The following is a 13247-nucleotide window of genomic DNA, read 5'->3' on the forward strand; positions in this document are numbered from 1 at the left end:
CCGGAGGGAGCGAGCGTGAGTGGCGCGACTCAGACCCGGCGACAGTTCGGCGACGGACCACTGTCGCGGATCACCTCACGCGTCTACATCCTGCTCGCGGTCGAGCTGCTCCTGCTGCTCGTCACAGTGCCCGCCCTGCTCCCGCTGCTGGTGCTGGGCCGCGACCCCAGCAACCTGCCGCTGGCCGCGCTTCTCCTGGTACCGGTCGGCCCGGCTGTCTCCGCCGCCCTGTACGCCCTGCGCCACCAGCGAGCCGACCTGACCGACCTGCGCCCGGCTGCCCTGTTCTGGCGAGGCTACCGGGCCAACGGGCTCGGCGTGCTGCGCGTCTGGGTCCCGACGCTGCTGTGGCTGACAGTGCTCGCCGTGAACCTCGCCTACTCCGGTGCGGTCGGCCTGTCGAGCTGGTGGGCGGTGCCACTGGTGCTGATCGGAGTGGGAGTGACGCTCTGCGCGGCAAACGCCCTGGTGATCACGTCACTGTTCGACTTCCGCACCCGCGACGTGCTCCGGCTGGCCGTGCACTTCCTCGTGCGTACCCCAGGTGTCTCCGTCGGCAACGCCCTGCTGCTGGCCGCGGCGGCCGGGATCACAGCGGTCTTCTCCGATGCGGTGCTGATGCTGCTCGCGTCGATCGCGGTGCTGGCGTACCTGCGCATCAGCGAACCGATGATCCACTTGATCCGGAAGGAGTTCACCTCATGAGCCTGCCCCTCAGCGCCAAGGTGCCCTTCGGGGGCGACTACAACCCGGAACAGTGGCCGGAGGACGTGTGGAAGCAGGACTACCGTCTCTTCGACAGCGCACGGATCGACCTGTTCACCCTCGGGGTGTTTGACTGGGCGCTCACCCAACCCGCCGAGGACACCTACGACTTCGCGTTGCTGGACAGGATCGTCGAGCGGGCCAGTGCCGAGGGACGCGGGATCTGCCTGGCCACCGGCACCGGAGCCCACCCGCCGTGGTTGGCGAAGGCGTACCCCGAGGTGACCCGGACCGACTTCGAGGGCCGTAAGCACCGGTTCGGGCAGCGACACAACTCCTGCCCCAGCTCGCCGGTCTTCCGCCGGCTCTCGACCGAGCTGGCCCGCCGGGTCGCCCGCCGCTACGCCGACACCCCGGCGGTGCTGGCCTGGCATGTCGGCAACGAGTACGGCGGCGCCTGTTACTGCGCACTGTGCGCGTCCGGCTTCCGGAGCTGGTTGCGCCACCGCTACGGCACCCTCGACGAGCTGAACGAGGCCTGGTACACCACCTTCTGGTCGCACACCTTCACCGACTGGGACGAGATCGAGCCGCCGTCGGCGCTGACCGAGCACTGGCGCGGCCCGGACCACACCGCGTTCCCGGGCATCACAGTGGACTACCTGCGGTTCACCTCCGACGCGATGCTGACCAACTTCCGCGACGAGAAGGCGGCCATCCGGGAGTCCAGCCCGACGCTGCCGGTGACCACGAACTTCATGGGCATGTACCGGCCGATCGACTACCACCGCTGGGCTCCTCATCTGGACTTCGTCTCCTGGGACAACTACCCGCCCGACGACGAGTCGGCGGCCCGGATGGCGCTGACCCACGACCTGATGCGCGGGCTCAAGGACGGCCAGCCGTTCTGGCTGATGGAACAGACCCCGAGCTTCACCGCGTGCCGTGACGTCAACCCGTTGAAGCGCCCCGGGCTGATGCGGCTGTGGAGTTGGCAGGCCGTGGCGCACGGTGCCGACGCTGTGCTCTTCTTCCAGCTGCGTGCCTCCCGTGGGGCCAGCGAGAAGTACCACGGTGCGGTCATCGGGCACGCCGGTCGCTCCGACACCCGGGTGTTCCGGGAGGTAGCCGAGCTGGGCGCCGAACTGGAACGGCTCGGCCCGGCATCGCTGGGCGCGCGCACCCCGGCCCGGGTGGCGTTGCTGTTCGACTGGGACAGCTGGTGGGCGTTGGAGCTGTCCGACGGCCCGTCCCGGCTGATCCGCTACCAGCAGGTAGTGCTCGCGTACCACAGGGCGCTCTGGGACGCCGGTGTGGACCTGGACGTCGTCGCGGTGACCGCCGACCTGTCCGGCTACGACGTGGTAGTGGCCCCGGCCCTGCACCTGCTCAAGGGTGACCTGCCGCAGCGGCTGGAGGCGGTGGCGACGCGCGGCGGGTCGGTGCTGACCACCTACCTGTCCGGCCGGGTGGACGAGAACGACCAGGCGTTCCTGATGGACGTACCGGGCCCGCTCGGGCAGCTCATGGGCGTCCGGATCGACGAGTGGGACGCCCGCGGCCCTGAGGTGGTCAACAGGGTCCGCCTCGGCGACGGCGTGGATCAGGTCGACGTCGACGCGCGACTGCTGTTCGAGCTGGTGATTCCGCAGGGCGCGCAGGTCGTCGGCACCTACCAGGCCGACTTCTACGCGGGCACGCCGGCGGTGACGCGCAACTCCTTCGGTGCCGGCGACGGCTGGTACGTGGCCGCCGGACTGGACCAGACCGGGGTGTCCTGGGTGGTGCGGCAGGTGCTCGCCCGGCACGACCTGCTCGGGCCCTACCCGGACGTGCCGGACCTGGAGTCCGCCGTGCGGGTCGCGGCGGACGGGTCGCGGCTGCTGTTTCTGCTCAACCACCGCGCCGAGCCGGTCGAGGTGACCGCCCGGGCCGGCGGCGTCGACCTGCTCACCGGCGACCGTACGGCGGCCGGCGGTGCCCTGCGGCTGCCGGCGTACGGGGTTGTCGTGCTGGAGGAGGACCGGTGAACGCCGAAGAGTCGGTGGAGTTGGAGCAGCTGATGTTCGTCGAGGAGCCGATGGACGGTGACGAGCCGCGCGTCCACCCGGCCTGGCTGCCCCCGGAGGCGTTCCGGTCGCTCGGCGCGCGCCGCATCCTCCTGCACGGCGAGGGGTTGCTCGTCGACACCGTCCTCAACGAGGTCTCGCGCGCGTGCGCGCGTTACGGCGGACGGGTGTGGCACTCCCCGTCCTGGGATGTCGACGTCGACCTGGTGCTCGCCCTGCGCGATGCCACTGAGCTGCCCAACCCGGCGGTGGAGGCGGCGCGCGCCGCCGGTGAAGCGGCGCTGGTCGAGCTGGGCGACGGCGGGACGCTCGGCGACGAGGGTTTCGTGCTGGCGCGGGCCGGCGACGTGACAGCGGTGCTGGCCGACGCTCCCGCCGGCCTGCTGTACGGGCTCTTCCACGTGGTCCGGCTCTGCGCTGCGGCCTTCGACCCGGCCCGACCCCCGGAGCGGCACCGGCCGGCGCTACGCCGACGAATGCTGAACCACTGGGACAACGTGGCCGTGCACCCGGTGATGGGCCAGGTCGAACGGGGGTACGCGGGCGGCTCGATCTTCTGGCAGGACGGCCGTCCGCGCGGCGACCTGGCCCGGGTGCGGGAGTACGGGCGGCTGCTGGCCTCCTGCGGGGTCAACGCGATATCGGTGAACAACGTCAACGTGGCCCGTACCGAGGCGCTGCTGCTCACCGAACGGCTCGGCGACGTGGCCGAGATCGCCGACGCGCTGCGCCCGTACGGCATCCGGGTGCACCTGTCGGTCAGCTTCGCCGCGCCGGTGGTCCTCGGTGGCCTGCCGACCGCCGACCCTCTGGACGAGGCCGTGCGGGTCTGGTGGTCCGCTACCACCCGGCGGGTGTACGACCGCATCCCGGACTTCGGCGGCTACCTGGTGAAGGCCGACTCGGAGGGGCAACCAGGCCCGTTCACGTACGACCGTGACCACGCCGACGGGGCGAACCTGCTGGCCGAGGCGCTCGCCCCGCACGGGGGAGTGGTGCACTGGAGGGCGTTCGTCTACAACCACCACCAGGACTGGCGGGACCGGTCCACCGACCGGGCTCGGGCCGCGTACGACCACTTCGCCCCGCTCGACGGGCGGTTCCGCACCAACGTGGTCGTCCAGGTGAAGTTCGGCCCGGTGGACTTCCAGACCCGCGAGCCGGTCTCGCCGGTGCTCGCCGCGATGCCGGCGACCCGGCTGGCGGTGGAGTTGCAGGTCACCCAGGAGTACACGGGCCAACAGCGGCACGTCTGCCACCTCGGCCCGTGGTGGAGTGAGGTGCTTGGCTTCGCCCCCTGGGGGCCGGGCGGGCGGACGATCGCCGACGTGGTCACGGGGGAGTCGGCGGCGGGCGGCGGGATGGTCGCCGTCGCCAACGTCGGCGACGACCTCTTCTGGACCGGGCATCCGTTGGCACAGGCCAACCTGTACACGTTCGGCCGGCTGGCCTGGGACCCTCGGCGGGACCCGACGGCGATCCTCGACGAGTGGATCACGCTGACCTTTCCGCCGTCGGCGACCGCCGACGCGGAACTGGTGCGGCGGACCCTGCACGAGATCATGGACGACTCGTGGCGCACGTACGAGCGCTACACCGCCCCGCTGGGCGTCGGCTTCATGGTCAACCCCGGCGACCACTACGGCCCCGGCGTCGACGGATACGAGTACACGCGGTGGGGCACCTACCACTTCGCCGACCGCGACGGCGTCGGCGTGGACCGCAGCCGCGCGTCGGGCACCGGCTTCGCCGGCCAGTACCCGCCGTACTGGGCGCAGGTGTACGAGTCACTGGAGACCTGCCCCGACGAGCTGCTGCTCTTCTTCCACCACGTGCCGTACGGGCATGTGCTGCACAGCGGCTCGACAGTCATCCAGCACATCTACGACACCCACTTCGCGGGGGTCGAGGAGGTGACGGTGATGCGACGGAAGTGGCAGACGTTGACCGGCATGATCGACCCGAGTGTGTACGAGCGGGTCGCCGAACGCCTCGACGAGCAGGTGCGCTGCGCCACCGAGTGGCGCGACCAGATCAACACGTACTTCTTCCGCAAGTCCGGGGTGCCGGACGAGCGAGGGCGGGACATCTACTGAGCGGCGGTGAGGCGCGGCTCGGCCATCCGGTCGGGCCGCCCTCGTGCCGTGCGCCTCAGTGGCCTGGCAGCTTCCGAAAACGTCCCGATAATTTATCGCGACCCGTCGGCGCTGACCATGTCCGCCGATGCCCATTTCTGCGCAGGTGACCACCGGAACCGTTGCGGCGAAAGGTTTCCGGAAGTCTTGACAATCGAGTGTGCTCGATCGAAGCTGACATGGTCACGCGAGCCGCGGTCAAGGTCGGGCGAAGGGCAGTCCTCGACTTAAGTCCCCTTCCACGCGCCTTTTTCGCAAGGGATCGCGACGATGACACTGAAGACGAGAATGCTTGGCGTCGTCATGGCGGCCGTTTCGCTGGCCGCCGCCGCGTTGACGTTCGCCACCCCCGCGTCGGCGGCGACGCTCACGCAGGTGACCAACTTCGGCACCAACCCCACCAACCTGCAAATGCACCTGTACGTCCCGGACCGGGTGGCGACCCGACCGGCGATTCTCCTGGCCATGCACTACTGCACCGGGACGGGCCCCGCGTTCCACTCGGGCACCCAGTACGCCTCACTCGCCGACCGGTACGGCTTCATCGTGATCTACCCGTCGGCGACCCGCAGCAGCAAGTGCTGGGATGTCTACTCGCCGCAGGCGTTACGCCGTGGCGGCGGCAGCGACCCGGTCGGGCTCATGTCGATGGTCGACTACGTGCGGCAGCGCTACTCCGCCGACCCCGCGCGGATCTTCGCCACCGGCACCTCTTCCGGGGCGATGATGACCAACGTCATGCTGGGCGTCTACCCGGACGTGTTCGCGGCGGGCGCCTCGTTCGCCGGGGTGCCGTTCGCCTGCTTTGCCACCGGCGGCACCTCGGAGTGGAACAGTCAGTGCGCCAACGGGCAACTGATCCGTACCGCGCAGCAGTGGGGTGATCTGGTCCGGGAGGCGTACCCGGGCTACACCGGCCAACGGCCCCGGATGCAGATCTGGCACGGCACCAACGACGAGACGCTGCGCTACCCGAACTTCGGTGAGCAGGTCAAGCAGTGGACCAACGTGCACGGGCTGAGTCAGACCCCGACGTACACCGACACCCCGCAGTCCGGCTACACCCGCACCCGGTACGGCGGCAGCGGCCCGATGGCGCCGGTCGAGGCGATCAGCATGCAGGGTGTCACGCACAACCTGCCTGTCGACGCTACGCAGGTGATCCGCTTCTTCGGGCTGGACGGCACCGCGCCGCCGACCACGCCGCCGCCGACCACGCCGCCGCCGACGACTCCACCCCCGACCACTCCGCCCCCGACGACTCCGCCCCCGACCGAGGGCGCCTGCCGGGTCGGTTACACGGTCAACGCCTGGAACAGCGGCCTCACCGCGAGCGTGGCCATCACCAACACCGGTGCCACCGCCGTGAGCGGCTGGGCGCTGACCTTCGCGCTGCCCAGCGGACAGCGCATCACCAGCGGCTGGAACGCGCAGTACGCCCCGGCGAGCGGTGCGGTGACCGCCCGCAACGTCTCCTACAACAACACCATCGCCCCGAACGCGTCGGTCGAGATCGGCTTCCAGGCCACGCACGAGGGCGGCACCGGCAAGCCCACCTCGTTCGCCCTCAACGGTGCCGCCTGTTCGGTGTCCTGATGTCCCTTCCCACCCCACCACCCTCAGAAGGAGTCACACGATGAGAAGTACGAGATGGAAGGCGGCATCCAGAGCCGCCATCGCGCTGGCCGGCGCGGGTGCCCTCGCCGCCGGCATGGCGCTGTTCTCGACGGCACCCGCGGCCGCCGGGACGACGCTCGGCGCGTCCGCCGCCGAGAAGGGTCGGTACTTCGGCACGGCGGTTGCCGGATTCAAGCTCTCCGACAGTGCGTACACCACGATTTTGAACCGTGAGTTCAACATGGTGACCGCCGAGAACGAAATGAAGATGAACGCCACCGAGCCGCAGCAGAATCAGTTCAGCTACGGGGCGGCGGACCAGATCGTCAACCACGCGCGCAGCCGTGGGATGAGCGTGCGGGGTCACACGCTGGCGTGGCACTCGCAGCAGCCCGGCTGGATGGAGAGCATGAGCGGCAGCGCGCTGCGGCAGGCGATGCTCAACCACGTCACGCAGGTGGCCACCCACTTCCGCGGTCAGGTCGTGGCGTGGGACGTGGTGAACGAGGCGTTCGCCGACGGCAGCTCCGGCGGCCGGCGCGACTCCAACCTCCAGCGCACCGGCAACGACTGGATCGAGGCGGCGTTCCGGGCGGCGCGTGCCGCGGATCCGGGCGCGAAGCTCTGCTACAACGACTACAACACCGACAACTGGACGCACGCCAAGACCCAGGGCGTCTACAACATGGTGCGTGACTTCAAGGCCCGTGGCGTGCCGATCGACTGCGTGGGCTTCCAGTCGCACTTCAACAACGAATCCCCGTACGTGAGCAACTACCGCACCACGCTGTCGAGCTTCGCGGCGCTCGGTGTGGACGTGCAGATCACCGAGTTGGACATCCAGGGCGCGTCGGCGAACACGTACCGCAGCGTCGTGGAGGACTGCCTGGCCGTGGCCCGCTGCAACGGCATCACCGTGTGGGGCATCCGCGACAGTGACTCCTGGCGAGCTTCGCAGACCCCGCTGCTGTTCAACAGCAACGGCTCGAAGAAGCCGGCGTACGACGCGGTTCTCGCCGCCCTGAACAACGGCACCACGCCCACGGACCCGCCCACGGATCCGCCCACGGATCCGCCGACCGACCCGCCGACCGACCCGCCCACGACTCCGCCTCCGGGCACGGGCGGCTGCACAGCGACGGTGTCGGTGAACCAGTGGACAGGTGGCTTCGTGGCCACTGTGAAGGTGACGGCCGGTTCGTCGGCCATCAGAGGCTGGACGGTCGGCATCGGCCTCCCGTCCGGCGCGACGGTCACCAACGCGTGGAACGCCAACCGCAGCGGTAACACCGGCACGACGAACTGGACGAACGTGGCGTACAACGGCCAGGTCGGCGCCGGACAGTCCACCGAGTACGGCTTCCAGGCCAACGGCACCGCCGGAAGCCTCAGCCCCACCTGCTCAGCAAGCTAAAGCCCGACCGGACGGTGCGGAGGCCATGCCTCCGCACCGGCCCAGCCCTCGGTGATCAAGAGGTTCGCGTCACGCCACGCCAGACAGGATGACGCAAACCTCTTGATCACCGAGGGCAGTGGGGGACGTGGGGCCGAACCATCTCTGCTCCGCCAGCCCCTCGATCGCGGCCAGGTGCTCGCGGGTCAGCCGCTCGGTGCCGGCATGGCGCTGTGCCTCGGCGCAACAGTGCCGGCACGGTAGCGGGCAGCACCGACATCGGTGGGGGAGCAGTTCACCGAGTTCGACCCACCTTCCCTCTCAGGCCTGGGCGGCGACGAGGAACATCGGCACGACGACGAGGACCAGCCGACGAGTGGTTTCCGGCTCATCCGAGTCAATGGCGATCATGTCCCAGTCCTGGCCGAGCAGGACGGCCCGGCCGCCCGGTGCGAGCACCCGGCGGGCCTCGGCCACGGCTCGCGCTGGGTCGTCGAGCACGTGCAACACCTTGTCCGCCCGGTAGAAGGCCACCGATCCGCTCTCAAGCGGTAACTCGGCGGCGTCGCCGACACGGAACTCGCCGGCAGGCCAACGCTGTCGGGCCACGGCGATCATCTCGGGGTCGAGGTCGACGCCGACCGCGTGGGCGCCGCGCTCGGCTAGCTCGGCGACGGCGCGGCCACTGCCACAGCCGGCGTCGACGACGGTTCGGCCGGCGAGGTCGCCGAGCAACTCGTAGGAACGGGTGCGCAGTTGGACGGCCGCAGGCGCGCTCTCGATGGCATCGAGGACAGCAAGAAGACTGGACATGCCCGCCATCGTCGGACTTAATATCGACATGAAGTCAAGCCCGATGACTATCGGCGAAGTGGCCGACCACTTCGGCCTGCCGGCGCACGTCCTGCGGCACTGGGAATCGGTGGGCCTGCTCTGTCCCGCCCGGGTCACCGGCGGCCGTCGCCGCTACACCCGCGACGACCTGTTCCGGGTTGCCTCGATCCTGCGCGCGAAGCAGGCCGGCCTGCCGCTGCCCGACATCCGGGCGTTCCTCGCCGCGCGCGACCCGGCCGCCCGCAAGGACGTGCTGCGCCGCAACCACAGCTCGCTCCAAGCCAGGATGGCGGCGCTGCGGTCGGCACTCGATCTGCTTGAGGCCGGGCTGACCTGCTCACACGAGGACATCTCGATCTGCCCGAAGTACCGCGCCCATCTGGCGGAGCTGGTGGAGGTCGGAGGCGGTGGCTAACCGTCGATGCGGGTGATGTTGCGGATCTTGTTGGACGCGTCCAGGGCGGCGACCTTGTACGCCTCGGCCAGCGTCGGGTAGTTGAACACCGTGTCGACCAGGTAGTCGATAGTGCCGCCGCAGCCCATCACGGCCTGACCGATGTGGACGATCTCGGTGGCGGCGGTGCCGAAGACGTGCACCCCGAGCAGCCGGCCGTCTTCGGGGGAGACGAGCAGCTTCAGCATGCCGTACGAGTCGCCCACGATCTGACCCCGGGCCAACTCGCGGTAGCGGGCGATGCCCACCTCGAACGGTGTGGAGCTCTCGGTGAGCTGTGCTTCGGTCTGCCCGACGAAGCTGATCTCCGGGATCGTGTAGATGCCGATCGGTTGTAGGCCGTGCATCTCCCGGATCGGTTCGCCGCAGGCGTGTTGTGCGGCCAGCCGGCCCTGCTCCATCGAGGTGGACGCGAGCGCGGGGAAGCCGATCACGTCGCCGACGGCGTAGATGTTCTCCACCGAGGTGCGGTAGTTGGCGTCGACAGTGATCCGGCCGCGTCGATCCGCCTCCAGTCCGGCCGCCTCCAGTGCCAGGTCGTCGGTCTGGCCCTGCCGCCCGGCCGAGTACATCACCGTGTCGGCGACGATCTTCTTGCCGCTCTTGAGGATGCACAGCGCCGCCGTCTGGTGCTTTTCCACGGCGGCCACCTCCTCGCCGAAGCGGAACGCCACGGACAGGTCACGTAGGTGGTACTTGAGTGACTCGACGACCTCGTCGTCGCAGAAATCCAACATCCGCTCGCGGCGCTCCACCACAGTCACCTTGGTGCCGAGGGCGGCGAACATCGAGGCGTACTCCATGCCGATTACGCCGGCGCCGACCACGACCATGCTGCGGGGTACGGCCTGGAGGTTGATGACGCCGTCGGAGTCCACGATCGTCCGGTCGTCGAAGTCGACGCTGTCCGGGCGGGCCGGGCGGGTGCCCGCGGCGATGACGATCTTGTCGAAGGTCACCTTGGACTCGCGACCGGAGCCACCGTCGACCCAGATCGAGTGCGCGTCGGCGAAACGCCCGGTGCCGGTGATCATCGCGACCCGGTTGCGGGCCAGTTGATTGCGGATGACGTCGGTCTGTCGGGTGATGACGTGCTGGGTCCGGGCGGCCAGGTCGCTGACCGTGATCTCCTCCTTGACCCGGTAGCTGCTGCCGTAGAGGTCCCGCTGGCTCAGGCCGGTCAGGTAGAGCACTGCCTCGCGCAGTGTCTTGGAGGGGATGGTGCCGGTGTTGATGCACACCCCACCGATCATGTCGCGGCGGTCCACGATGCCGACCCGCCTGCCGAGCTTGGCGGCAGCGATCGCGGCCTTCTGACCGCTGGGTCCGGAGCCCAGCACCAACAGGTCGTAGTCATACACAGGCGCTAGCGTCGCAAGTTGTCGCGGCGCGCGCCAGACCTCGTGCGCGAGTGTTACTTGTCTGCCACCGCGCGGATGGTGTGGTGTTCGCTGCCCGTGCCGCCGGCCAGTCGGCGGAGCATGGACTGGGCGATTCGGCTTGCCTGGAGCTTGGCCAGCTCCGCCTTGGGGCCGGTGTGCCGGTCATCGATGGTGGCGCACCACAGCGTCAGCCAGCGCTCGAAGTGTCGATCGGTCAGCGGTTCCTTGCGATGCAGGTCGACGTGCAGCTTCAGGGCGTTGCGCTGGTAGGAGCCCGTTCGGAACAGCACGGTCTCCCAGAAGTCGCACATGATCGGCAGGTGGGCGGGCAGGTCCATTCGTGCCACGTCGATGAAGACCGGGCCGAGTAGGTCGTCGGCGAAGGCCCGGGCGTAGAACTCGGTCACCACGGCGGCGATATCGGCGCGGTGGGAGATGTCGGTCGTCACGGTCGCCCCTTTCTCACGACGCTCATCGTATAAAATAGGCACGTGGATTCACACGTGACCTTCGGCGCACTGGCGATCCCCAGCCGCCGCCGTCTCCTTGATGAGCTGCGCGTCGCTGGTCGTGCCATGGATCTCAAGGAACTGGCCGCCGTCAGCGGCCTGCACCCCAACACCGTCCGCTTCCACCTTGCCGTTCTGGTGCAGGCGGGGTTCGTCGTCGCCGGCCCGGGGCAGCCGCGTGGCCGAGGGCGCCCCCAGACCGTCTACCGCAGTGTCGTTCCGGCGATCCCGGCGTCCGGCTACCAGTTCCTCAGCGAGCTGCTGGCCGCCGAGATCGACAGGCGAGGCGTGGAGGACCTCGCGGAGGCGGCCGGCCGGTCCTGGCTGCGCTCCACCACTGTCAGCCCACCCGCCGACGGCGCCGATCCGCTCGCCGCGGCAACCACGCGCGTCGTGGCGCTGTTCACCGAGCTGGGCTTCGAGCCGGTCGTCACCGTCGAGGAGCCCGCAGTCAGCCGGATAGAGCTGCCCACCTGCCCGTTCATCACTGTCGCCCGGGAGCACCCGGACGTCGTGTGCGGCCTGCACCGCGGGCTCCTGCAGGCCGCCGCCGAGGCGGTCGGCCCCGGCAACACCACGGAGCTCGTGCCGTTCGCCCGTCCCGGCGTGTGCCTCGCCCACATCCTCCGCCCCGAAGGAACCACACCCTCATGACCAGGATCAGAGAGTCACTGCAACTCGCCCTGCCTTTCCTGTGGCTCGGTATGGTGCTGGCCATCTCGTTCATCGAGGCGCCACTGAAGTTCCGGGCGCCCGGCATCACCCTGCCCCTCGGCCTCGGCATCGGTCGTCTGGTGTTCCGCGGCCTGAACATCGCCGAGATCGCCCTACTGGCGGCGTTGACCATCACAGTGCTCGGTTCCGCGATCGGCCCCGCTCGATGGAGCGCGCTCGGTGGGCTGTGGCTGATCCTGCTCACCCAGGCCGTCGTCCTGCGCCCACTGCTCGACCGACGTGCCCAGCTCATCATCGACGGCCACCAGCCACCGCCGTCCGTCCTGCACCTGGGCTACATCGGGCTCGAAGTGCTCAAGGTTGCGATCCTGGTGCTTCTCGGCGCTTCCCTCATCGCACGCCTCACCCGCTAGACGTCGCTCAGCCGACGAGGCGCAGTCGAGTGTTGTTCGTCTGCCACTGTGCAGAGGCCGCCGTTCAGCGTGATCTCCTCCGGCAGTTGCGTGCCGGAGGCGACGAGCCCCAGCGACACAGTGCCGCCGGGCGGGATCACGGCGTTGCGACCGGTGTTGCGCACCCGCAGGTAGCTGTTGTTGAGGCGGTCGACGACCGTCGCGCCCCAGATGCCGTGGACCTGCTGGCTGGCCCAGAACCGCCACGTCATCGTCCACCCCTCGACCGCAGTGGTGCCGGTGTTCTCGACGACGAGGTGGGCCACGAAGCCGTCCGGCCACTGCCGTACGGCGGATCGGACCGCGCAGCTCGGCGGCGGCGGCAGGGTGGTGACAGTGACCGGCGCGGACAGCGGGGACAGGTTTCCGACCTCGTCGCGGGCCCGCACCACGAAGGTGTACGTGGTGTTCGGCGTCAGCCCGCTGATCTGGGTCATGGTGGGCGTGGGCGGGTACTGGTACAGCTCGCGGACCCGGGTGAGCGTGCCGCCGGCATCGACCCGGAACACCTCGTACCGATCCAGCACGACGTTCTCGACCGAGGGGGCCCAGCGAAGCCACACCAGTGTGGCGGCGACGTCGTACGCCACCGGTTGACCCGGCGCGCTCGGCGGTTGGTCGTCCCCTGGTGGCATGGTCAGCCGCAGGGTCGGGTTCGACACTGAACTGTTGCCGGCCGCGTCCAGAGCCCACACCGAGAAGGTGTACGTGCGCGAGGGCCGCAGGTTGGTGATCCGGATGCTGTTGGTGTCGGTCGAATACTGGGCGCCGGAGTCCTCGAATCGCGCGCCGACCGGGTAGCGGACCACCCCCACGTCGTCGGTCGAGGCCGCCCAGGTCAGCTCGACCGAGGTGGTGTCGATGGCGACGACTGTGATCGGGCCGGGTGCGGTGGGTCGTTCGGTGTCGTCGGCGGCGGCGTACGCCGGGGTCGCGCCCGCCGCGACCAGGGTTGCTGTCAGTGTGCACGCGATCATCGCGGCGGCCCTGGACCGGATACCTCGGAACGGATGATGACGCAC

Annotated in this window: 12 protein-coding genes; 8 read left to right on the forward strand and 4 right to left on the reverse strand. The window is 69.5% G+C overall.

Annotated elements, in window-relative coordinates; translation table 11 throughout:
* Positions 1-15 precede the first annotated feature (15 nt).
* The 5 genes from AB0C19_RS06115 to AB0C19_RS06135 all read left to right on the forward strand — a co-directional run bounded on the left by AB0C19_RS06115 (position 16) and on the right by AB0C19_RS06135 (position 7940).
* Positions 16-705, forward strand: coding sequence for a DUF624 domain-containing protein (locus AB0C19_RS06115; protein ID WP_357180172.1), 690 nt, complete (start codon positions 16-18; stop codon positions 703-705).
* Complete coding sequence (locus tag AB0C19_RS06120; protein ID WP_357180175.1) at positions 702-2735, forward strand: beta-galactosidase; 2034 nt, start codon at positions 702-704, stop codon at positions 2733-2735. The genes AB0C19_RS06115 and AB0C19_RS06120 overlap by 4 nt, the downstream gene beginning before the upstream one ends.
* A complete protein-coding gene (locus AB0C19_RS06125) occupies positions 2732-4870 on the forward strand; it encodes an alpha-glucuronidase (protein WP_357180179.1) in 2139 nt (712 codons plus the stop codon). The genes AB0C19_RS06120 and AB0C19_RS06125 overlap by 4 nt, the downstream gene beginning before the upstream one ends.
* Positions 4871-5179: 309 nt before the next feature.
* The gene (locus AB0C19_RS06130) at positions 5180-6505 is read left to right on the forward strand and encodes a PHB depolymerase family esterase (RefSeq protein ID WP_357180184.1); all 1326 of its coding nucleotides are present in this window, start codon (positions 5180-5182) and stop codon (positions 6503-6505) included.
* Between the two features lie 40 nt (positions 6506-6545).
* Entirely contained in the window at positions 6546-7940 is a 1395-nt protein-coding gene (locus tag AB0C19_RS06135; protein ID WP_357180187.1) for an endo-1,4-beta-xylanase, read from the forward strand.
* A 300-nt stretch (positions 7941-8240) separates the two neighbouring features.
* On the opposite strand, the gene AB0C19_RS06140 is transcribed toward AB0C19_RS06135, so the two are convergent.
* Positions 8241-8732, reverse strand: a complete 492-nt coding sequence (locus AB0C19_RS06140; protein WP_357180191.1) for a methyltransferase domain-containing protein — start codon at positions 8730-8732, stop codon at positions 8241-8243.
* Between AB0C19_RS06140 and AB0C19_RS06145 the strand changes: the two genes are divergently transcribed.
* Positions 8731-9168 carry a MerR family transcriptional regulator gene (locus tag AB0C19_RS06145; RefSeq protein WP_357180195.1) on the forward strand — a complete coding sequence of 146 codons (438 nt, stop codon included), beginning with the start codon at positions 8731-8733 and terminating at the stop codon, positions 9166-9168. The two genes, AB0C19_RS06140 and AB0C19_RS06145, sit on opposite strands and share 2 nt — an antisense overlap.
* Here AB0C19_RS06145 and sthA read toward each other — a convergent pair.
* Complete coding sequence (gene sthA, locus AB0C19_RS06150; protein ID WP_357180198.1) at positions 9165-10568, reverse strand: Si-specific NAD(P)(+) transhydrogenase; 1404 nt, start codon at positions 10566-10568, stop codon at positions 9165-9167. The two genes, AB0C19_RS06145 and sthA, sit on opposite strands and share 4 nt — an antisense overlap.
* Before the next feature lie 53 nt (positions 10569-10621).
* Positions 10622-11038: a group III truncated hemoglobin gene (locus AB0C19_RS06155; protein WP_357180202.1), complete on the reverse strand. Its 417-nt coding sequence runs from the start codon at positions 11036-11038 to the stop codon at positions 10622-10624.
* Between the two features lie 42 nt (positions 11039-11080).
* On the opposite strand from AB0C19_RS06155, the gene AB0C19_RS06160 reads away from it, so the two are divergent.
* Together AB0C19_RS06160 and AB0C19_RS06165 are read left to right on the forward strand one after the other, a co-directional pair.
* Positions 11081-11752, forward strand: a complete 672-nt coding sequence (locus tag AB0C19_RS06160) for a helix-turn-helix domain-containing protein (RefSeq protein ID WP_357180205.1) — start codon at positions 11081-11083, stop codon at positions 11750-11752.
* Complete coding sequence (locus AB0C19_RS06165) at positions 11749-12186, forward strand: hypothetical protein (RefSeq protein ID WP_357180208.1); 438 nt, start codon at positions 11749-11751, stop codon at positions 12184-12186. The genes AB0C19_RS06160 and AB0C19_RS06165 overlap by 4 nt, the downstream gene beginning before the upstream one ends.
* Here the strand turns inward: AB0C19_RS06165 and AB0C19_RS06170 are convergent.
* A complete protein-coding gene (locus AB0C19_RS06170) occupies positions 12183-13247 on the reverse strand; it encodes a cellulose binding domain-containing protein (RefSeq protein WP_357180211.1) in 1065 nt (354 codons plus the stop codon). The genes AB0C19_RS06165 and AB0C19_RS06170 overlap by 4 nt on opposite strands.

Origin of the sequence: Micromonospora sp. NPDC048842, assembly GCF_040649935.1 — a bacterium.
In the GTDB taxonomy this organism is placed as follows: domain Bacteria; phylum Actinomycetota; class Actinomycetes; order Mycobacteriales; family Micromonosporaceae; genus Micromonospora; species Micromonospora hortensis.

Bases quoted from the DNA above. Each gene is read 5' to 3' on its own strand.
- AB0C19_RS06140 (WP_357180191.1), bottom strand. From the start codon at position 8,732: ATGTCCAGTCTTCTTGCTGTCCTCGATGCCATCGAGAGCGCGCCTGCG.
- AB0C19_RS06145 (WP_357180195.1), top strand. From the start codon at position 8,731: ATGCCCGCCATCGTCGGACTTAATATCGACATGAAGTCAAGCCCGATG.
- AB0C19_RS06165 (WP_357180208.1), top strand. From the start codon at position 11,749: ATGACCAGGATCAGAGAGTCACTGCAACTCGCCCTGCCTTTCCTGTGG.
- AB0C19_RS06135 (WP_357180187.1), top strand. From the start codon at position 6,546: ATGAGAAGTACGAGATGGAAGGCGGCATCCAGAGCCGCCATCGCGCTG.
- AB0C19_RS06130 (WP_357180184.1), top strand. From the start codon at position 5,180: ATGACACTGAAGACGAGAATGCTTGGCGTCGTCATGGCGGCCGTTTCG.
- AB0C19_RS06120 (WP_357180175.1), top strand. From the start codon at position 702: ATGAGCCTGCCCCTCAGCGCCAAGGTGCCCTTCGGGGGCGACTACAAC.